Below are 20,298 nucleotides of genomic sequence, written 5' to 3' on the forward strand. Positions count from 1 at the left end.
CCCGCAAAGCGAAAAGTGTTACCCATGTCTCCGGTACAAAACGTCACCTATCTCTCAGGTCGGACAAATTGTTCATACGGAAGGCATAGGTAACCGACTAAAACAGATCGGCAACGATGTCGATAATCAACTCGCCGTTGTACAACCAGACATGGGATGCTTCCCATATCTGCCGCACACGTACCTGGAACGTCCAAAACCATTCAAGAAGAAGTGGTGTGCCAGTAGTATTGACGCGTCACCAAAAGCTCCGTGCGGAAATGATTGAAGCGCGAGGCCGTGATCCACTCCCCTCGCTTCATCATTTGGAGAGAAAGTTCGCTCAAACCAGCGAAGAAACTTCGGAAACGTGGAAATCTTCTGAAGATGCGCCCATGCCTAGGCAACCATCTCCAGCGGCAATTTGACCTATCACGAGCTTAGTTTCTGGAAGCTTGAAAGTAATCAATTCCGGCTTGAGCACATTCAACATCCTGCGCCGGCGTACCAGAACTCAGGCCAATTCCTCCGACGACCTCGCCATCAACGATCACTGGCAAGCCACCGCCGACGACCATAAGGCGCCCACCGATCGCAGAGTTGATGCCGTAGGCGGGATTACCTGGAAGGCTTGCCGTGCCGTAACTCTCGGTCGTCCGCTTGGCGCCCGCAGCCGTGTACGCTTTGTCTTGCGCAATGATGGTGCTGGTTATCTTACCCCCATCCATCCGTTCAAACGCGATCAACTGACCGGATTCATCGACCACAGCGATGCACATTGGCACGCCAATTTCCGTCGCTTTCGCTCGCGCGCCTGCAATCAAGCTACGCGCATCCTCTATATCCAAGCGCTTGATGACCAACACTTGCTGTATCCTCCCTGTTTTTATGAACTCAAGCAAAGCACCACATTCGAAAGATCGACTGCGCGCAATAGCCTGTTACTCGACGTAATGATTACTATTGAACGAGATCGCCCCAATCTTCGGGGCGACTCGTTCGGGCATCAAAGCGCAAGTTCACGGCGGAGCGTTTCCAGACGCTCCATCGCAATGACTCCCTCGGCGATCGTTGGCGCAGGAGTACTTGCTCCAGCGAGGGCGGGGACCACATCTGCAAGCAGGGAATGGTACCCTTTGGGATCCTCATTGGCCGCTGCCGTAAAATTCGGTTTCCATGTCAGCGTGTCGCAATCATCGTTCAGTGTTGCGCCGAGATCGTCGATCTTGAATGGCGGGTTACGATGCCATTTGATGTCGATGACGTCGTCCACTTCGATCCGCTGGTGATCGCCCATGAGCTCTATGCGCTCAACCGGCGTGCCGCGTGATTGGATGGTGCCCATCGCAACATTCCCGATGGCCCCGCATTCGAATTCGAAGCCGACGTGGAAGAGCACGCGTCCCGGCGTCTTCTCGACTTTACGGGCAGAAATCGAGCGGACTGGGGAAACCAGGAAGGACACGAGATCCATATAATGAACGCAATGGTGGAGAAAGAAGCCGGTATAGTCGACATTGCCAACGAAATATCCCGGTGCGGTCATATAATAACCGGTCAATCCCAGGACATCGCCGAAACGACCGGACTTGACGATATTGGCCGCCATGCGATTACCGATTGAGTAACGTTTCATGAAGCCCAGAAGGAGCGGTTTCTTGGCCTTTTCCGACGCGGCCAGAAGTTCACGAGCACCTGCCGCACTACCCGACGGCGGCTTTTCCATGAAAACAGGCAAGCCCCGCTCGAGAGCCATCTTTCCGAAGGCCAAGTGCTGGTCAGGGCCAACCGCCATTCCAACCGCATCGAGGCCCGGCGTCTTCAACAGATCCGCAACGTCACTGACAAGATTGGTCACTCCGAACTGACGACCGGCGTCTCTCAGTCGCGCGCCATCTATATCGCAAAGCGCGACGAGTTCGACGTCATGGCGAACAAGCTGCGGAAGCAGCATCTGGGTTGCGTGAATGCCGCAACCGATCCAACCGATTTTTGTAGTCATCGACGATATTCCGTAAGCAGGAGGTGAGATTTCATGAATGCACTCGATGCCGACAGGCGATCGCTCTCGTCTTCGTGGGGCGCCCGCCACTGGGCGAACGGAACGCCGAAACGGTCATCGGTACGACGAAACGGTTCGAGGGAAATCGGCCCCTCGTAGCCAACCTCATGGAGGGCGCGGCAAACTTCGACCCAGTCCGTCAGGCCAGTGCCGGGGAAGCCGCGATGGTTCTCGTTCGCCTGAAAATGGACAAGGCGATCCCCTGCGAGCCGGATGGCCTCTGATAGCGAACTTTCTTCCATGTGCATATGGAAGGTGTCCAGCATGAGCTTCACAGCCGGATGATCAACGGCATCAAGCAGTTCCATCGCCTGCTGCGTCGTACAAAGCACGTCGCTCTCGAAACGGTTGAGGGGCTCAACCGCCAGAACAATGCCAGCATTCTGCGCGTAGTCTCCCGCTTCCTTCAGCCCTTTGACACACCGGTCTTTTCGAGCAAGGCGCTCAGACTCTTCCACGGGCTGCGGTGGACGACCCGCAAATACGAGGGGGTTTCCCGTCAGGGGCCCCCCGACGACCGTCGCGCCAAGACCGGCGGCGCAATCCACCGTGTATTTCAGGTAATCGATGCCCGCACGATGGGCGTCGTTGTCAGCAGAGGACAAGTTCCTCTGCAGATTCACACGTGCGGCGAGAACGACGCCCAGCCTGGCATCATCAAGAGCGCTTTTGGTGGCCTTGATGTCGAGTTCACCGAGCTCAGGAACAAGAAGTTCAACAAAGTCATAGCCATGCTCGCGCATCTTTAAGAATAATGGGAAATGCTCGGCCGTGAACGGGCGGGCATACTGCATGGAAATCAGCCCGATAGGGTTCATGTTTGCCTCCTTTTTTACTGCGTAGATATTGAGTAGCTTGCGGATTTGGGGTCAACATCAGCCCTTCACGGCGCCTTGTGTCAGACCGCCAACCAATCGACGCTGAACGAGCAGGAAGAGGATAGTTGCAGGCATGGCACCGACCACAGCACCTGCAGCAAGCAATCCCCATTCGATCTGATACTCGCCAATCAGCGTCTGGATCGCGACAGTCACAGGACGGACATTTCTGCCCCCCAGCGTCAACGCGTAGAGATATTCATTCCAGGCGGTGATGAAGATGTAGATCCCGGTCGAGATAATTCCCGGCATCGTCAGTGGCAGCACGACCTTTCGCAGAGCCGTTAATCGCGAACAGCCATCAGTCATTGCCGCCTCATCTAGACTTTTCGGGATTGCAGCGATGTAGCTTGTCAGCATCCAAACGGCGAATGGAATAGCGACTGTTGCGTTGGCAAGAATGAGCCCGATATGAGTGTCGAGAATTCCAATCCGGCGCATCAGAATGAAGAGCGGCAGGATCAGCAGGACCATCGGGAACATGTTGATCAGCAAGAACTGCATCATCAGGAGTTTCCGTCCAGGGAAGCGGAAACGCGAGAACGCATAGGCAGCGGTAACCGAGACAATCAAGCCGACCACAACCGTGCCGCCAGCAATGATAAGGCTGTCCAGCATGTTTTTCAAAAACGAAGTCTGCTCGATCAATCGGACATAGTTGTCAATCCGCCAACCCATGGGCGAGAGGGAGACGCCAGTGGCGGAGAGGGCGGCAGTTGGCGTGAGTGACGTCAGTATCATCCACACGAACGGTGCCATGGCGAACAGGACGATCGCAAGAACAGGCAAATCTGTTGTGACGATCCGGCGAAGCGTGTTTTTCTGCGTCATCTCTCAACCTCGCGCATGGTACGGGCGAGGTAGAGAACCACGAACGCTCCGAGAAGGATGGTGAATGTAACGGCGATTGAGGTGCCGTATCCGAAGTCGAGGTTCTGGCGCGCTTTTATGAACGCATAGAGCGGGAGCGTATAAGTCGCATAGCCGGGTCCACCTCCTGTCATCACGAAGATGACGTCCATCGAATTGGCGACCCAGATCACGCGCAGTAGTCCTGCGGTCGCAAGAACTGGTGCAATGCCCGGCAACGTTATGTGAAGGAACTGCCTCCAGGATGACGCCCCGTCGATGGACGCAGCCTCGTACTGGCTCTTCGGAATGCCCTGCAGCCCTGCCAAAATCATGACCGCGAAGAAGGGGAAGCCTTGCCATGTCAACGTAGCTATGATCGCATAGATCGCAACCTTTGGATCGGCGAGCCATGGCACTGCCGCTTGCACGACCGACAGATAGATAAGGATGTCGTTCAGCACACCTGTATTGGGATCATAAATCCAACGCCACATCAGAGCGATCACCACGCTGGGCAGAGCCCAGGGAATAATGATCAGCGCTCGCGCTAGACCACGCCAGGGAAACTCCCGGTTCAACAGCAAAGCCGTAAGAAGGCCGAGCCCCATCTGAAGTGGCACGGTCAGACCGATCCATAACAGGGTGTTCCAGAGTGCGGCCCAGAAAACGGGATCGTTAAAGAGCTTCACATAGTTTCCGAAACCGACAAACTTGCTGGCGTTCGGTTTAAAGAGGATGAGATCGTAGAAACTCGTCCAAACCGCCTGCACCATCGGCATGAAGACAATGACCAGCGTTACGACAAATGCAGGCGCAAGCAGGACATATGGAAGAAGCCGTTCCGAGCGCCAGTCGAAAGTCGCGCGGCGCCTAGGGGAAGATGTTGCTGACAGAGACATACTGCGTCCGTTTCAAGCCTTGAGGAAGGCCCCGACGCAGACGTCGGGGCACACAGATGGCAAGTGTTACTGAGCAAACAGCGTTTGAAGCTGCTCCATCATCTGCTGCGAATTGATCTGCCCTGTGAGCGCCTGCTGCATATTCGTCTGCCAAGCGCTGTTGACGAATTCGGAGACAGCCGACGTTTGCGGCAGCACTTTCGCAAAAGGAAGGGATTGGATCGTAGCGTCGACGAAACGGCGTTCATGAAGCTTCCAATTCGCCGAACCGCTCTTGGTAACCGTCATTTGGCCGGTTGCACCATTGAAAGCGACGTTATTCTCGCCCTCGGCGAGAAACGAAATCCACTTCCATGCAGCGTCCTTCACGGATGAATTCGAGAAGATCGCGAGGGACTCGTCTCCGTAGGATGTCCACTGACCGTTACCGCACTTTGGTACCGGCACTGCTGAAACCTTGTCTCCAAGCGCCGCGACCAGATCCTTGGACGAGCCAATGTGATGGATCGTCATCGCCGTTTTCCCGGATTTAAAAGCAGCAATGATTTCCTGGAACCCGTCATTCGGAGCGGATGGTGGTATTACCTTGTCCTTCTGGAACAGGTCGACTACCCACTGATTGGCAGCGATGGCTTCTGGCTTAACAAGACCGTCTGGCTTCAGTTCGGCTCCTTGAGAAAATACAAACGCGCCCCACTGATCCCATCCGCCTTTGCCGCCCCGTAGGCCAAACCCATAGGTGTCGGGCGCCCTTGTCAATTTGATAGCGGCATTCCTGAACTCCTCGCAGGTCTTGGGCGGCTGCAGACCTGCGGCTTGAAAGAGATCCGTGCGATAATACAGATAGAGAACGACATATTGGACCGGCAGGTAATATTGAGTACCGTCAGGCCCCTTGTTCAGTTCGAGGACGTTATCGAGTAGATCGGCCTTGCCTTTCCAGGCGTCAATCATATTGCCGATCGGCTCGAGCGCACCCATTTCAACGAGGCGCGGTTGAGCAAAAAGCTTCACCATCGCAGCGTCCGGTGCATTACCTCCCACGAGTGAGGTGTAGAGGTTGTCGTAATAGCTGTTCCACGGCACGTTCTCGGCTTGAATTGTGATGCCCGGATTAGCCGCTTCGAATTTCTTTACCAAGTCAGCCATCGGGTTGGCTGGATTGTCGAAGTGGTACCAAAACCGGACCGTTTCCGCTTTTGCCTGGGACAGCGCTGCCGACGCCGCCAGTGCGACGCTGAGCGCCATTGTTTTCAGAAATTTCATGCTTTCCTCCTCCAGATTGATTTGTTTTCAGCGGCCAGCCTGCCGCCTCGCTGCATTCCCCGCTGCTGCCAACGCCTCCCGCGCGGCAGACAGTTCGGATGTATTTTGTAAGAAGCCGTGCATCACGCCTGGGGTAATCGACAACTCGTCGCTGCGACCGAGCGCCTTGAGACGTTCACTAAGCAGAAGCGTGTCCGACAGCAGAGGGTCGACCTCCGCAGCCATCAAATACAGCGGCGGCATTGCCGCCAGTTGCTCTTCAGTTGCGACAAGCGGACATGCCAAAGGGTCACCTTCGATGTTCTGCCCCCCGGCATAGAAGTCCCAATAACGCTGCATCTTACCGCGAGTCAGTCCAGGCCCTTCGCTGAAGTGGACGTAGGATGGCGTCTCGAAAGACCGTGCATAGTTTCCGTAAAAGAGCAGTCCGCCGTCCGGCAGGGGGCGTCCAGCCGCCTCTTCGTGCAACATGGCTGCCAATGCAAGATTGGCACCGGCGGAGTCGCCAGCCACCAGCAACGGGCCACGCGTGACACCCGAGGCAGATGTTGCGCTAAAAACGTGCCGAAGTGCCGAGACCACGTCCTTCAGACCTGCGGGGAACGGACATTCGGGCGCCAGCCGATAGTCCGGCAACACAACAGGCATTCCGCTTTCAATCGCAAGGGTTCGCGCACAACGCTCGTGCGTTTCCGGAGAGCAGAACGCAAAGCCTCCGCCATGTATGAACAGGATCGCACCGTGCCCAGCACCTTTCGGCACTAGGATTTTCAAGCGACAGCGGTCAGAACCAAGATCGAGATCCGCATCGATCCAGACTTCCGAAACGCTGTGCATCGGCGGCAAATTGAGATTGCAACGCGCGCTCGCGAACGCCGACTGAGCCCTCCCCTGTTCGGGCGTCAACGTTGTTGGATCTGGCAACGGACCAAGTTCAGCCAGCGTCCTTGCCATCAGAGCAACACTCTCTGCCGACAACGCACCAGAGACTGTGTGAGCGGCGCTCACTGAACGCTCTCCGGAAATACCTCAGGACCGAAATCAACAATCGTAGCAATGTGATGATGCATCGAGGCGGTCGCCCGCCGCGCATCACCGCCTTCGATGGACTCGATGATGCTGCGGTGGCGCAGCGCTGTCGCCTTCAAATCCCTTGACATCGGACTACGCGAAATCTTGAAACGATGATTATGAACCAGACAGCGATGAAGAATTGGATCAAGGGCCGGCAGATCGGCATCTTCGAAAATGCGACGATGAAAATCCCGGTCGATGGCTGCAAGCTCGAGTTCGTCGGCAGCGTCGGCCGCAGCCAACATTTTGCTCAACAAGTCTTCTAGATCTTTGATCAGAGTCCGGCTCGGCGCACGCATCATCCGCGCAATACCACTCCCCTCGATCTGCTGCCGTAGCCTGAACATTTCGATCGCTTCGTCCGCGGTGCATTCGGAAACCTGAGTTCCTCGGCGGCCCTTTCGAAGCACAAGACCCTCTTCCTGCAGCTGCAATAGAGCTTCGCGCACAGTGCCTTGGCTACATTGGAAGTGGGTCGCAAGATCCAGCTCGGTCAGCCCCGTTCCTGGTTCAAGCACGCCGAGCATGATGTCGCGCTTTAGCGAAGCAAACGCTGCGCTGGATTTCAGGGATTTCGTGGCGGTTTGCCGGGGTGGAAAATATGTCATCCAAATATGCCTGAGCTGTTGCGTCTCGATGAACTTATCATTATCGATATTGACATCGATAATGATCGTCAAGCACGAAGTTGCTACCCGGGAGGAAAACGTGGCTGAAATTGCGCTGAGGGGAATCCAGAAGTCTTATGGCAGTCTAAAAGTCATCCACGACATCGATATTGACATCGAGAGCGGCGAATTTCTTGTCTTGGTTGGCCCGTCCGGATGCGGAAAATCCACCCTTCTTCGAATGATTGCCGGACTGGAGGAAATTTCCGGCGGGGAGCTGCAGATTGAAGGACGCACAGTGAATCTTCTCCCGCCTGCAGAACGCAACATCGCGATGGTTTTTCAGGACTACGCGCTTTATCCACACATGAGCGTGAGAGACAATATGTCTTTCGGCCTGAAGATGCGTGGCAGCAAAGACGAGGAAATCCAGAGCCGCGTTTCCCACGCGGCTGACATCCTCAAGATTACAGAATATCTCGACCGTAGACCAGCTCAGCTTTCCGGTGGCCAACGTCAACGTGTCGCCATGGGTCGAGCGATAGTGCGTGAACCGGCCGCATTCCTCTTCGACGAGCCGTTGTCCAATCTCGACGCCGCACTTCGTGTCGAGATGCGGCTTGAGATTGCTAAGCTCCATCATCGCATGAGGGCAACCACCATTTACGTTACCCACGATCAGGTGGAGGCGATGACACTAGCGGACCGCATCGTTGTGATGAACGCCGGCGTCATCGAACAAATCGGCAAGCCTCTAGATTTGTATCATAGACCAGCAAGCCTCTTCGTCGCGCGCTTCATCGGTAGCCCAACTATGAACACCCTTCCCGCAAGCCTTACGTATGGCCTACTTACGTTACTCAAAAAGTCGATCCAGCTTGATGAGACGTTTGGTTACGGCGGGCTTGACAGTCAGATCGTGGTCGGCATTAGGCCGGAAGATCTTATACAGTGTTCTGAGGAAGACGCCTGGGTAACCGGAGAATTGCTTGTTGCAGAGCGCTTGGGCAGTCAGACGTATGGCTATGTGGAGATCGGTCACTCGAAGATGCTCTGCGCGGAGTTTCCTCGAACGAGCGACTTGAACGTTGGTGAGACGTTACATTTTCGAGCGCGGACCGAAAGCCTCCATCTTTTCGATCCGACGACGGGCCGGAGAATTACGCCGGTGTGAAAGCGCCAGCCGAAGAAACCACATGCCGAGCTTACCGCCGTAGCCAAAGCTTTCCACAATCGCTCGCATTTTAGCGATCCGATTGCCGGCGTTAGAAGAGCGATGTCGTATGAACGTCCCAAACAGGGACACTCCATTGGCAGACATCGATCCAAAAGCGCAGGCGCTCTCACTGGCGGTCAAGCGGATAACCGATCTGCAGCGGCAGATGACCTGCCGTCTTTTAGCGATGGCGGTTGAGATAGAGAAGCTGACCGAAATCCTACCTGGAGCGGAAGCGAAAACCTCCCTTAAGGCTCGGTGCAGTCTGCCTGACACCGAGCTATCGGCCTAGATGGGATTCTCGAAGACCCTGAAAGGTTCGGAGGACGTGCTTCGCGGCGCGGGCATCTTTCCCCGTGGTCAAAGCCCTGGTCGCTGCAGAGGCCAAGAAATCCTCAAGAGGATGGAGATCGACGCCCGTATCGATACAAAAGACGCCACTCTCATCAAGAAGCGCTTGGCGTCCGCGAAATTGACGCTGGCCGAAGTGTTGACTGCAGCGAACAAGAGAGCCGTCGCAGCGGCTGTACGCCGACAAGCGAATGCGACTGCTGCCTCCTTAGAAGGATAAGTCGCGTTCTTCGTGGAAGAGCTGAGAAAGCATTTTCGAACTGACGGCGAGACGTTCTCCGACGCGGATGGAGAACTCTGCCAGCGGACCGGGATCCTTCATGTCGAACGTAACATCCTCTTCGGCGACGACAGGAGTGACTTGGCTTCAATAAAACCAGCGACGCCTGCATTCCGGATCGCGGTGGCCCGAAAGTGCTTGTAGACTTAGCGTCCGGGTGGCTCGGCGAAATGGACCGGTAGAGGCAGAAGAGATAACGCAGAGCGCCTGAGCCGCGTTTATGTTTTTTCGGTCAGTCGAACTAGGCAAAGTCAGTTCGCGGCCTCCCGCTGGCTGAAGTAGGGCACGTCAGCCTTTGACATCAACTACACTCTTTTTTTGCTCAACCCGTTGCTGCGAGAACTCGATGGCGTTCCGGAATCTGCCACTGCCGCAAATTGAAGCACTGATAACCCGAACTTCAACAATTCATCTCGGTCGGCGCGAAGCCCAGGATACCTCTGAAGTCTCAGAACTAGGCCATGTAACCGCCGTCGAGAACAAGGGGGCTCCCAAGCATGAACGAAGCGGCGTCAGAGCAAAGCCATAGGACGCCGTTTGCGACTTCAATTGGAGTCCCAAGTCGGCCGATTGGCTCTTGCCCTACGATCTGAGCACCAACTCGCTCGTTTTTCCTAATGAAATTTTCGACTGGCGGCGTGCCAATCCAACCGGGGCAGATTGCGGTAATTCGAACTCCGTCCTTCGCGTGTTCCAGTGCCGCACTTCGTGTTAAGCCCAAAACCCCGTGCTTAGCTGCCGAATAAGCGGCACCGCCAGGCAGGGGATAACCTCGAAGGCCATCGACTGAAGAGTTGTTTACGATGACACCGCGCCCAGCCTCGAGCATTGGCGGCAACTGATAACGCATGCAGAGGAAGACCGAGGTGAGATACCCATTGATCGTCTTTCCCCACGCATCTTCACTCATGCTCGCAATCGGAGACATTTTACCACCACTGCCAGCATTGTTGAAAGCGTAGTCAATTTTTCCGTGCTCTCTCAAAGCTGAAGAAATAAGCCTGTCGACATCGCGGCCACTCGTTACGTCACACTCGATCCAGCTCACACGACTATCTTGAGAAAACGTCGTCAGAGCCTGCTTAGCTCTCTTCTCGTTGCGGCCCGCAATGATCACAGCCGCACCTTCGCGAGCGAACGCTTGCGCCGTCGCCAGCCCGATTCCGGTGCTGCCGCCAGTTACAAGAGCAATTTTTTCTCTCATCTCAGGATATCGTTTCGGCGGCGATATTTGCACCATAGGCAGTCTCCTGTTTCCTGAGACGTCAGTTGGACAGCATGAACATCTGTCGAAGGACAATAAGTTTATCTTGCGGAACAAGCGGATGCAGATCTTGGATGCCTAAAACAAACGGCCCATCAAGTACTCGCTCTTCCATGCTCTAACAAAACCCAACCCGCGGGAAATCCAGCGGACGTTGTTGCTGCCCCACTCGTCGACCCGGCTTGCATGCTCTCCCATGAGCCAGACGTGGCGGACGACAACAAACCGCAGAGCAGCTTCGAAATCATCTGAAGTGATCGGTCTTATCAACCGATAGCCGGCCAAAAATGATGTCCAAGCTCGTGTTGTCTCCCGACCGAAAGAAACCTGCGCCCATAGAAAGACAGCTAGGTCGTAAGCCAAATATCCTGGACCTCCGTCATCGAAATCAAAGAAAACAGCTTCTCCAGCTTCAGTGATTTTCGAATTGAAGCCGTGACAGTCTCCATGGCAATAGGTCCACGAGAGATTAGCGGAAAGCTTAATTGCAGCGCCGGTCCGTTCGGCGATCTGTTCAAGCTCGTCAAGTACAGAGGGGTCTTCTATGACGCCGCTGCTACGAATTCGCGCAAGCGGTCGATACAACAGATGTTCCAAGTCGAGCTTGTACAGCGGCGCATTCGGAATGTATGTATCGGCAGCGTTGTGGAGAAGAGCGAGAGTTCTTCCATTTGCATGAGCATCGCCGACGTCGCCTGCATGGGGCTCCCGCCCGTCTACAGCCTGAAAAAGCACGCCTTCTCTTCGCCCCTCTGGAGCATGGACTTGTAGGAAGAGTTCGCACCCGATGGTTGGGATTGGCGTTGCGACCGGCACGCCAAGCTTGGAGACGTGGATCAGGAAATCCGTCTCACTCTTCACATCTGCTGGCCCTCGTACGCGGTGGTGGGACAGCCGAAACACATAACGCTCGCCGCTAGTCGAGCTGACTAAGTACACATCGTTCAGGCCGCGCTGGAGCAAGCGTCAAGATGCTAAGCCCGCCAAGGCGTAGTTGCTTTCAATCAAGCCCTTAATGGCTTTAGCGCTCACCATCGAATAGATCGGATCAAAGTCAGTCATCTAGGTGTCGCCGTCGGATTGTAAAACCTATCGCTTTCATGACCTGTTCCAATTGCCCAAGTCCGTTGCTTGGCGGCGTCGATAATCAAATCACACGCCGGGTCCTTTATTGCGCAGTATGCGTCCTTATCTTCGGGATGCCTTGCCGCCATCTCCTCTGATCGGGGCTGGAAATGGATTTCCATTTGGAAAATGGGACCATGCAAGGAGTGCCTCACCCAGCTCCGTCCAACGGGCGAAACGCATGCCAGCATCCTCCATATACCCGTACGCGTATAGTGCCTCGAACGCATTCTCCCCAGCGGACATGGCATAATTATCTATCATGCCGTCAGGTCGTTTCTCGAGATATTGATCTACCATACGAGCAAGCGCCGCCAGCGCTACTTTCTCTCTGTTGTCCACCCTCTAGCTTTCCACTCACTCAAATCGGCAAATCAAACACAATCGGTAGCATGATTGGAACTCCCTATCAGTGAAACGGCCTGTGAAATTCCTGCGACTGCAAATTTTACGGTTGGGAGATATGAGGTGCGCCGGTGCAGTCATACGCCTGCGAGCCGGGCCTGACTTGAAGATCGGACCAGTCGATTACACGCGTGTCGTAAACGCACAGACGTTTCTGGGACTATGTGAGTTGCTCGGGAATGAAACCGCCCGTCTGGCGCCTCCATAGGCTAGCAAACAGCCCCTCGCCCTCGATCAACTCCTCTGGCTTGCCTTCTTCCACAATACGTCCCTGGTCGAGCACAACGATCCGGTCCATCCGCGCAATCGTGGAGAGGCGGTGTGCGATGGCAATGACCGTTTTACCCTCCATGGCAAGGTTCAGCTTTTCCTGAATAGCGGCCTCGGATTCACTATCGAGCGCCGATGTCGCTTCGTCCAACACCAAAATCGGCGCATCCTTCAGAAGCACACGGGCAATGGCCACACGCTGGCGCTGGCCACCCGACAGCTTGATGCCGCGATCACCGACGAAAGCATCATACCCCTTCCGGCCCTCGCCGTCGGTAAGATCGGCGATGAAGCCATCTGCACTTGCCATCTTCGCCACGCTCTCGATCTCCTCCTGCGTCGCATCCGGCCGGCCATACCGAATGTTGTCGCCGATAGAGCGGTGGAGCAGAGCGACATCCTGGGCTATGACGCCGATCGCACCCCGGAGGCTCGTCTGCGTGACGGCGCGGATATTCTGCCCGTCCACGAGGATTGCGCCGTCCCTCACATCGTAGAAGCGCAGGAGAAGGCTTGCGAGTGTCGTCTTGCCTGCCCCCGAAAGCCCAACGAGGCCTACCTTCTCGCCGGGCCTGACCATGAGTGACAACGAGTTTATCACCGATTTACCGGACTTGTAGGCGAAGCTGACATTCTCGAACCGTATCTCGCCTGCTTCAACCTGGAGATCGGTGGCATCCGACCGATCTGTGATGGTCGGCGGCGTCGTCATGACGGGCATGGCGTCCTTGATGGTGCCAATCGCCTGGAAGACCTGCTGGCCCACTTGCAGAAAGGTGAAGATTTGTGCCGACAGGCGCTGGAGAATGTAGACCGCGCCGACGAATTCGCCAACTGTAAGAAAGCCCTTGAGGAGACCAGAAAAACCGATCGCCAGCATGCTTACCCAGAGCAGCGTGTTGAGAATGACCACCGTCGCTTCCGAGGTGCGGTAGACGCGTTGTTCTCTCTGCTGTGTCTTCACAGTCTTCAGAATGGCGCGGCGGATCGCACCGGCCTCGCTATCTTCGGCAGCGAACTGCTTAATCATCTGCATGTTGGTGTAGAGGTCGGTAATAGCACCTGCCAAGAGGCTCCGCTGCTTGGCAGTCCGACGAGCGCTTTCGGCAAAGATGGGGACGATCCTCACCGCGTATGCGATATTGAGACCTATCCAGATGACAACCGGGAGCGCGAGTTGCCATGACAGCGAACTGAGGAGGATGACAGAGCCAACCATCTGCAGCATGAAACGGGGGATGGTCTGGAACGCAGCTATGATCTGTTGCTGGACGGCGGATGCTACCTGCTGCAGTCGCGAGGCGACTTGACCGGCGAAAAGGTCGTGGAAGAAAGCGAGATCCTGACGCTCAACCGCCTTGTGGCCCTGCCATTGGATCGCGGCGGGCATGCCGATGCCAAGCGTATGCGACTGGAGCGTGTTGAGCAGGAACGACGCGATAGGCATTGCCGGAAATATCAGGAAAGCAAGAAAAGCGAGAAGTGGCCACTCGCTCTGGAGGAATGCACTTGCACCATGTTGACTAACACCGTCAACGACGACCGTAAGTCCCCAGACGATGGACAGATTGATGGCCTCCATGGCCATGGCGGAAAGTGCCAGGCCGATCAATACCCCACGGAACATGGATATGAAATGCAGGAGGACCGCCACTGGTCCGCTGGACGGTAGCGGCCGGCAAGGTATCTCCAGTGGCTCAATCAGCTTTTCAAATGGGCGGTAGATTGCATCTGAAATTGACATGGTCGCTCGAACTCTGGTTGGAACGGAGGGCGAGGATTCAACTTCTAGAACAAAACATATTATTCTAGAACAAAACATCTTGCGGTGACGACCTCAACCGGAAATCAAGGCAGGAAGGGCAATTGGGCTGCCTCGCGCCAGCAAATGACATTGATTAACCTCAAAGCCGTGGTCACCGACTGTAAGAACACTTACTCGACGCCAAATAGCCGGCTCTTGAGCTGCTCTTTCGATGGAACCTCGCCTTCTATGATCATTTTCGTCAGACATGATCAAAGCAATTCGAACGATGCAACAAGGTCATCTGGGACATGTCACGGCTCACCATGTGCTGCGGCGGACCGCTTATCAGAGAACTTCGCTATACGTTTTTGTGCTTCTAGCCATCGAGCTCGATCCGGAGATCGTAATGAAGTCGGGCCGCATCATGCTTCTGGATGACGAAGCGGCAGCGGTTAGACGCATTGACCTCGATCTCTCCGCTTGGCTCGCGTCTGCTTGAAATCGCGTTTGGATCGGTACTTGGTCAGATTGTCTGTCAAGGCATCAACTCCGTACTCAGCAACGATGTCGCGGCATCACCCAGTGCTCGGCAGAGGTCTCTCCCGCGTCTCACTCCCGCTGAGCGTAAACCCCTCTGGCGCGGCATTAGTTTCCAGAAAAATACCTTCGAACGGTTCGCCAAAACCGCCGAAGGCAAAAAGCCACAGAGATCCGAAAGCAGACGCGACCAAAACGGCCTACTGCTTGGCGACAACCATCTTCACATGCGACAGATGCGTCTCCAGGCTTGGCAATGTTTCCTTCGCAAAGCCAACGACGGTCTGGTCGTCGCCGGAGCCTGCATAGGTCCGAAACAGTGCGATCGCCTCGAGATGCGCTTGTACCTGCATATCAAGGTAGAGCGTATCGAAATCCTTGCCCTTCGCGGCCTGCAACTGATCGAGCATCTTCTGGTGCTTGGGCGAAAGGACGATTGGGGACGGCAGTGGCGCTTCCTTTTTATCGAGTATGCCCTTCAGCTTCTCGCCGGCTTTCTGATGATCGGCGATGATCATCTTCGCCGCTCCCTTGAGGTCCCCCGATGACGCATTCTGCAAAGCCAGTTCACTGGATTTGATCTCGAATTCGTTCGCGCTCGAGACGACGCTGACGAAGGTTGATCGATCCACAACCATCATGGGCGCGGCATCTCCAGCAGGCTTGGGCGTCAGCTCCTCAGCCAAAAGAGGCTGTGCCAGCAGAGCGACGGATAGCGCCACGTAGGATAGGTTCGAGAGATTCATCTTCATAGCCCTTTCTGAGGCGGTCACTTTGCTTTGGAGAACGCTTTGATGAGATCGGCATTGGCCGCATCGACCGCGTCTTTGGCCTTGTCCACCACCTTGGCCATTCCAAAGAATTCGTGGGTTACGCCGTCGTAGTTCCGCGCATTCACCGTCACGCCCGCAGCCTTGAGTTTTTCAGCATAGGCTTGGCCTTCGGAACGCAGCGGATCGATCTGTGCGGTAATGACAGTCGCAGGCGGCAGTCCTTCAAGGTCGTTGCGACCGACAAGATTGATCCGCGGATCCGCGGTTTCATCTTTTGACTTGAAGACGTGCGAAACGAACCACTCCATATCCGCGTTGCCGAGCGGCGCCGCGTTGGCGTTTTCTTGGTAGGACGGGGTGTTCATGTCGTTGCCAGCAATGGGGTAAACCAGCAACTGGTGAACGGGCATCGTCGTTTTCTTTGCCTTTGCCATCAGCGCGACATTCGCCGCCAGATTTGCGCCGGCGCTCTCGCCTGCAACCGCGATCCGCTTGGCATCCCCATTCAGCGCGTGGACGTTTTCAACAGTCCAGGTATAGGCAGCCCAAGCGTCATCATGCTGAGCCGGAAATTTGCTTTCCGGTGCGTGATGGTAGTCGGCGGATACGACGATGGCTTTTGAACCTAGGGCAAGAGCTCTTGGCGTCGCATCATATGTGTTAATATCGGCGACAACCCATCCACCGCCATGGAAATACAGGATGACCGGGAACGGTCCCTTCCCTTCCGGAGTGTAGACGCGAGCTGGCAACGCTCCCGCTGCAGTTGGTATGGCAATGTCTTTCGTTGCGACGCCCGCTTCCGGCATCGGCGAGATCTTCTTGTCCCTCTGCACCGTGCGTGCGGCGTCGGCAGCGCTTGCCTGCGTTCGGGCCTCTGGCACAGTCAGTCCCGAAAAGGGTTTGGCATCAAGCCCTTTCAAAGCATCGAGAACGGCCTGCATCTGAGCATCAGGTTTTGCCTGTTCAGCCTGCTGTGGCTGTCGAGCAGTTTCGGCGGGTGCTGGAGCGGGCTGTTGGGCCCAGACCGTTGCAGGAGACGACAATAGTATGACCGTCAGACCAGCGGTGCCAATTGCAGATTGTAAAACGCGCATGTTGTTTCCTTTAAAGCTGGGATTCGGTCGTTATTGCTTGGGTGGCTCGATCTTCTGCTGATACGTACCGACGATTTCACCCTTCGCGATCACGTGGCCGGATATCGCAGACAAGAGCGCGTCGCGGTCAGATGTCGGGGGCAGATCGATCATGGAGTCGAGTGCGACGACCTGAATGTGATAGCGGTGCGGCTTTTCGCCAGGAGGCGGCTTTGGCCCGAAATAGCCGTGCGTTCCCGATGTGTTACGACCCTGCAAAACACCCTCCGGTTCTACAAGGCGAAGCTGTTCCTGCAGACCCTCTGGGAGCGTCGTGACTGTAGCCGGGATGTTCCAAGCCAACCAATGAACGAACGGCTTGAGAGGCGAAGAGTCCGGATCTTCCATGACAATAGCGTAGGACGCGGCCTTCGGCACCACGCTCCATTTCAGAGCGGGCGAAACGCCATCTGCATATTCGCTGTACTTCGCTGGGATCGCCTGGTTGTTCGAGAACGCCTCGGTAGAGACTGTGATTTTTCCTTGTGTCTCTGTCTCGGGTCGAGCCAAGGACAACAGCACATCTGCGCCTTTTTTCGCCTGGGCTACCATCACATCTGCGGGAGCTGTGGCCGCTGACCAGGCTTTTTTGGCATCGCCGTTATAGGCAACTCGATAGATCACGCCATTGGCGTCATCCGCCATCAGCAGCGAACCGTCTTTGGCGACGGCAAGACCCACCGGACGGGCGAAATGCGTCTTTCCGCCGTCCGTCAAGAAGCCTGTCAGGAAGGGTTCAATGCTTTTGGGCTGGCCGTTTTCGAAGTGAATGCGGACGATTTCATAACCCGAAGCAGGGTTGCGGTTCCACGATCCGCGCATGGTCGCAAACGCATCGCCTGCAAACTCCACCGGAAACGAAGAACCGTGATAGAATTTCATCTGCATCGGAGCGGCATGTGCCGTGTATCCGATCACCATTGGCTGGCTCTGGTCGCGCCATTGTTCCTTGGTCACACCGCCAACAGGCGTCGACTGCGGATAGATGTCACCTGCACCGTAGACATGTGGCCAACCGTACTGCTTGCCCCGTTCGATCTTGTTGAGTTCTTCAGCCTGAACCTCGTCGCCCATCAGGTCGATACCATGATCGAGGCCCCAGAGTTCCCCGGTCGTCGGCTGCCAATCGTAACCTATCGTGTTGCGCAATCCCGACGCAAAGATGGTGCGGCTCTTCCCGTCAGGCGTTGCACGAATGATCGTCGCGTTTTCCGGATTGCTCTCGTTGCACGCGTTACAGGTTGAGCCGACGCTGATGTAAAGCATGCCGTCGGGTCCGAAAGCGAGGACGCGGTTTGGATGCTGGCCTGAATCCGGCAGATCGCCGATAATCATCTCAGGTTCGCCGAGTGTACCGTCCGTCTTGATGTCGGCGACAAACACCTCCTTCACCGTCACGAGGTAGAGCTTGTCGTCCTTGATTGCCAATCCGTGCGCCTGGGCGCGGGAGAGAACCTGGATCGGCGCCCGATCCGCCTTTCCATCGCCGTCTTCATCTTTGAGAAGAAGCACATCGCCTTCTTCTCGGCGGCTGACGTAAACAAATCCCTTGTCGGAAACCGCAATGATGCGGCTATTGCCGAGACCCTGCGCGAAGGGCTGTACGGAAAAGCCGTCCGGTGCCTTCAACTGCCCTATCCGCTCGCTTGTCGGCGCGACTTTATTAGGCTTGAACACGTTGGTGGTGATCTGAACTTCCGTACCATCACCTTGCTGCGCGTATGCAGCGGTACAAGTAAAAAGTGCCACTGCAACTGATGCAGCCAAGTCAACGCAACGTCTCATTTGATACTCCTCAGGATGTTAGGGAGCCGAACAAGCGCAAGTATTTTAAGTTCCCATTGGAGATGTTGCTTATCGATGGCATCAAGCTGCACAGCGGACCCGAGACAAGTTAATGAACGCGGCTGGGCAAACTTATCGAGTTGGGCACTCTTGAGAGCAATAACGCTCGGCCCGCGGGATGACATAAGCGACAAGGCCGGCGCGCCGCCACTCGACGAGGACTATCTCGCCCTGTCGACCACTCATTCGGCCAAAGCGCAGGAATGGCGCTCCTCACGCCGCTGCGATTCTTTACTCACGGTGAGAACTCTCGGGAGGATCGGCATGTTCACGCGTCCCGCTCCCGGTTCTTTCCGGCGACGGTGCTGCAATGCTTCGAACCAATGACCTGGCCGCAGCTTTCGGCTGCAACTTCTGAACGCAGTGCCTAGCAAATCCGCATTGACGTCGACGCACGAATGCGCGGCATGTGGAAATAGGGGCGGGCGATGTGCGATCTGTATAAAGTAGCCACGACACGTCACGCCGTCCTACTGGATGACGACTCCCTGGAACAAGGCGCGTCACATTCAAAAGCCACTGTCCGGCAACATGCTGGTCGTCATGCCACGGGATGAAAAGCCTGAAATCCGGGCGGTAGGGCTTTGCTCTGACCTAAATGCCCAAGTCCGCACCTCTCGCCCGCCTTGCGACGAATTGCCGGTAAAAAACCGCAGTAGGACCAAAGGCTTCTTGGAATTTTCGGAGGAACTAATAAACATAGAGATAGTTTGAAGGTCTCTACTCAACAATCTCAAAAGGAGACTTCCGATGGGCCGTGGCATATTACTCTGGATGCTGGGTGTTCCGCTTCCAATCATCATCCTCCTCGCTATCTTTTTACGATAGGAATGGTGATGTCTTTAACCAGCAACACGGGCGTGACACCCGTTGAATCCTCACAAACTGCAATGGCCTGGGGTCCGATCATCGGTGGCGCGGTGGCGGCAACCGGCATCACTCTCATTCTGCTGCTCCTAGGCTCCGGGTTCGGTCTCACCATGGTTTCTCCATGGTCTGGCGAGAGTAGCTCGGCTGCCACCGTCGGCGTTACTGCTGCGATCTGGCTGATCGTTGTTCAATGGTTGTCGTCGGCACTCGGCGGATACCTCACTGGGCGACTGCGGACAAAGTGGGCCGCGGTTCACACTGATGAAGTGTTTTTCAGGGACACCGCACACGGCTTTCTAAGCTGGGCTCTCGCTACCATACTGGTCATGGGTTTCCTTGCCTCGTCGCTAACGTCCCTTGCTGGAGCCGGAGCATCCGCTGTTGGATCTGCCGCTTCGACAGCGACAATCGCCGGAGCTGCGTCGTCCGCCGGTTCATCTGGTGAATCTGACCTGTCGACGTCGTATTTCACCGACATGCTTCTGCGGCCTGAACGAGTAACGGCGGAAGCACGCACCGATAACGCCGCAGCGGCGTCCGAGGTGTCACGTATTCTGCTGCAAGGCGCCGCTGCTGGCGAAGTGGCCGAACCCGACCGCACCTATGTCGCAAGTATCGTAGCCGCCCGAACAGGTTTGAACGAGCAGGACGCGCGCGCTCGTGTTGACACAGTGCTTGGGCAGATTGAAGCCGCGAAGGTGAAGGCTCAGGAAGCTGCCGATACCGCGCGTAAGGCGGCGGCGACGACCGCTCTTGTGGGTGCGGTTTCTCTTCTAGTCGGAGCATTCATCGCATCTGTAGCCGCAGCCTTGGGCGGTCGGCAACGCGACGAGGAAGAAGACTTGCTCCTGCGGCGCTAAG

The 20,298-nt window shown here is 55.8% G+C and carries 16 protein-coding genes and 2 pseudogenes; 3 read left to right on the top strand and 15 right to left on the bottom strand.

Annotation, left to right across the window (positions count from 1 at the left end; translation table 11 throughout):
* Positions 1–419: 419 nt before the first annotated feature.
* The 8 genes from EYC79_RS16005 to EYC79_RS16040 form a co-directional block, all read right to left on the bottom strand.
* Positions 420–845 carry a GlcG/HbpS family heme-binding protein gene (locus tag EYC79_RS16005; RefSeq protein WP_062597900.1) on the bottom strand — a complete coding sequence of 142 codons (426 nt, stop codon included), beginning with the start codon at positions 843–845 and terminating at the stop codon, positions 420–422.
* Between the two features lie 140 nt (positions 846–985).
* Positions 986–1,981 carry a Gfo/Idh/MocA family protein gene (locus EYC79_RS16010; protein WP_130978627.1) on the bottom strand — a complete coding sequence of 332 codons (996 nt, stop codon included), beginning with the start codon at positions 1,979–1,981 and terminating at the stop codon, positions 986–988.
* A complete protein-coding gene (locus tag EYC79_RS16015) occupies positions 1,978–2,859 on the bottom strand; it encodes a sugar phosphate isomerase/epimerase family protein (RefSeq protein WP_116493414.1) in 882 nt (293 codons plus the stop codon). The genes EYC79_RS16010 and EYC79_RS16015 overlap by 4 nt, the downstream gene beginning before the upstream one ends.
* A gap of 57 nt (positions 2,860–2,916) precedes the next feature.
* Positions 2,917–3,750 (bottom strand): carbohydrate ABC transporter permease, encoded by an 834-nt coding sequence (locus tag EYC79_RS16020; protein ID WP_116493415.1) that lies wholly within the window; start codon positions 3,748–3,750, stop codon positions 2,917–2,919.
* Positions 3,747–4,670 carry a carbohydrate ABC transporter permease gene (locus tag EYC79_RS16025; RefSeq protein WP_111851089.1) on the bottom strand — a complete coding sequence of 308 codons (924 nt, stop codon included), beginning with the start codon at positions 4,668–4,670 and terminating at the stop codon, positions 3,747–3,749. The genes EYC79_RS16020 and EYC79_RS16025 overlap by 4 nt, the downstream gene beginning before the upstream one ends.
* Positions 4,671–4,736: 66 nt before the next feature.
* The gene (locus EYC79_RS16030; protein WP_165457053.1) at positions 4,737–5,936 is read right to left on the bottom strand and encodes an ABC transporter substrate-binding protein; all 1,200 of its coding nucleotides are present in this window, start codon (positions 5,934–5,936) and stop codon (positions 4,737–4,739) included.
* A gap of 27 nt (positions 5,937–5,963) precedes the next feature.
* A complete protein-coding gene (locus tag EYC79_RS16035) occupies positions 5,964–6,890 on the bottom strand; it encodes an alpha/beta hydrolase (RefSeq protein ID WP_321191256.1) in 927 nt (308 codons plus the stop codon).
* A gap of 50 nt (positions 6,891–6,940) precedes the next feature.
* Positions 6,941–7,690: a GntR family transcriptional regulator gene (locus EYC79_RS16040; protein ID WP_207773920.1), complete on the bottom strand. Its 750-nt coding sequence runs from the start codon at positions 7,688–7,690 to the stop codon at positions 6,941–6,943.
* Between EYC79_RS16040 and EYC79_RS16045 the strand changes: the two genes are divergently transcribed.
* Together EYC79_RS16045 and EYC79_RS16050 are read left to right on the top strand one after the other, a co-directional pair.
* Entirely contained in the window at positions 7,680–8,792 is a 1,113-nt protein-coding gene (locus EYC79_RS16045; protein ID WP_418123030.1) for an ABC transporter ATP-binding protein, read from the top strand. The genes EYC79_RS16040 and EYC79_RS16045 overlap by 11 nt on opposite strands.
* A 136-nt stretch (positions 8,793–8,928) precedes the next feature.
* Complete coding sequence (locus EYC79_RS16050; protein ID WP_130978628.1) at positions 8,929–9,126, top strand: hypothetical protein; 198 nt, start codon at positions 8,929–8,931, stop codon at positions 9,124–9,126.
* A 793-nt stretch (positions 9,127–9,919) separates the two neighbouring features.
* On the opposite strand, the gene EYC79_RS16055 is transcribed toward EYC79_RS16050, so the two are convergent.
* From EYC79_RS16055 to EYC79_RS16085, 7 genes and pseudogenes are all read right to left on the bottom strand, one after another.
* Positions 9,920–10,705 carry an SDR family NAD(P)-dependent oxidoreductase gene (locus EYC79_RS16055; protein ID WP_116493420.1) on the bottom strand — a complete coding sequence of 262 codons (786 nt, stop codon included), beginning with the start codon at positions 10,703–10,705 and terminating at the stop codon, positions 9,920–9,922.
* 102 nt (positions 10,706–10,807) lie between these two features.
* A pseudogene (locus EYC79_RS16060) lies at positions 10,808–11,791 on the bottom strand (phosphotransferase enzyme family protein).
* 628 nt (positions 11,792–12,419) lie between these two features.
* Entirely contained in the window at positions 12,420–14,273 is a 1,854-nt protein-coding gene (locus tag EYC79_RS16065) for an ABC transporter ATP-binding protein (protein WP_130978629.1), read from the bottom strand.
* Between the two features lie 382 nt (positions 14,274–14,655).
* Positions 14,656–14,815, bottom strand: a pseudogene (locus EYC79_RS23835) (DNA polymerase ligase N-terminal domain-containing protein); the annotation flags it as partial.
* 198 nt (positions 14,816–15,013) lie between these two features.
* Positions 15,014–15,565: a DUF4142 domain-containing protein gene (locus tag EYC79_RS16075; protein WP_113226161.1), complete on the bottom strand. Its 552-nt coding sequence runs from the start codon at positions 15,563–15,565 to the stop codon at positions 15,014–15,016.
* A 17-nt stretch (positions 15,566–15,582) separates the two neighbouring features.
* Positions 15,583–16,683 (bottom strand): alpha/beta hydrolase, encoded by a 1,101-nt coding sequence (locus EYC79_RS16080; RefSeq protein WP_205654410.1) that lies wholly within the window; start codon positions 16,681–16,683, stop codon positions 15,583–15,585.
* 30 nt (positions 16,684–16,713) lie between these two features.
* Positions 16,714–18,507: a YbhB/YbcL family Raf kinase inhibitor-like protein gene (locus EYC79_RS16085; protein ID WP_116493425.1), complete on the bottom strand. Its 1,794-nt coding sequence runs from the start codon at positions 18,505–18,507 to the stop codon at positions 16,714–16,716.
* 890 nt (positions 18,508–19,397) lie between these two features.
* On the opposite strand from EYC79_RS16085, the gene EYC79_RS16090 reads away from it, so the two are divergent.
* The gene (locus EYC79_RS16090; RefSeq protein WP_116493426.1) at positions 19,398–20,297 is read left to right on the top strand and encodes a hypothetical protein; all 900 of its coding nucleotides are present in this window, start codon (positions 19,398–19,400) and stop codon (positions 20,295–20,297) included.
* The last annotated feature ends 1 nt before the right edge of the window (position 20,298 follow it).

Source organism: Agrobacterium cavarae, from assembly GCF_004310285.1.
Taxonomy (GTDB): domain Bacteria; phylum Pseudomonadota; class Alphaproteobacteria; order Rhizobiales; family Rhizobiaceae; genus Agrobacterium; species Agrobacterium cavarae.

Excerpts from the sequence above, each read along its gene's own strand:
- EYC79_RS16010 (WP_130978627.1), bottom strand. The coding sequence starts at position 1,981 with ATGACTACAAAAATCGGTTGGATCGGTTGCGGCATTCACGCAACCCAG.
- EYC79_RS16015 (WP_116493414.1), bottom strand. The coding sequence starts at position 2,859 with ATGAACCCTATCGGGCTGATTTCCATGCAGTATGCCCGCCCGTTCACG.
- EYC79_RS16020 (WP_116493415.1), bottom strand. The coding sequence starts at position 3,750 with ATGACGCAGAAAAACACGCTTCGCCGGATCGTCACAACAGATTTGCCT.
- EYC79_RS16025 (WP_111851089.1), bottom strand. The coding sequence starts at position 4,670 with ATGTCTCTGTCAGCAACATCTTCCCCTAGGCGCCGCGCGACTTTCGAC.
- EYC79_RS16030 (WP_165457053.1), bottom strand. The coding sequence starts at position 5,936 with ATGAAATTTCTGAAAACAATGGCGCTCAGCGTCGCACTGGCGGCGTCG.
- EYC79_RS16035 (WP_321191256.1), bottom strand. The coding sequence starts at position 6,890 with ATGGCAAGGACGCTGGCTGAACTTGGTCCGTTGCCAGATCCAACAACG.
- EYC79_RS16045 (WP_418123030.1), top strand. The coding sequence starts at position 7,680 with ATGATCGTCAAGCACGAAGTTGCTACCCGGGAGGAAAACGTGGCTGAA.
- EYC79_RS16055 (WP_116493420.1), bottom strand. The coding sequence starts at position 10,705 with ATGGTGCAAATATCGCCGCCGAAACGATATCCTGAGATGAGAGAAAAA.
- EYC79_RS16065 (WP_130978629.1), bottom strand. The coding sequence starts at position 14,273 with ATGTCAATTTCAGATGCAATCTACCGCCCATTTGAAAAGCTGATTGAG.
- EYC79_RS16075 (WP_113226161.1), bottom strand. The coding sequence starts at position 15,565 with ATGAAGATGAATCTCTCGAACCTATCCTACGTGGCGCTATCCGTCGCT.
- EYC79_RS16080 (WP_205654410.1), bottom strand. The coding sequence starts at position 16,683 with ATGCGCGTTTTACAATCTGCAATTGGCACCGCTGGTCTGACGGTCATA.
- EYC79_RS16085 (WP_116493425.1), bottom strand. The coding sequence starts at position 18,507 with ATGAGACGTTGCGTTGACTTGGCTGCATCAGTTGCAGTGGCACTTTTT.
- EYC79_RS16090 (WP_116493426.1), top strand. The coding sequence starts at position 19,398 with ATGGTGATGTCTTTAACCAGCAACACGGGCGTGACACCCGTTGAATCC.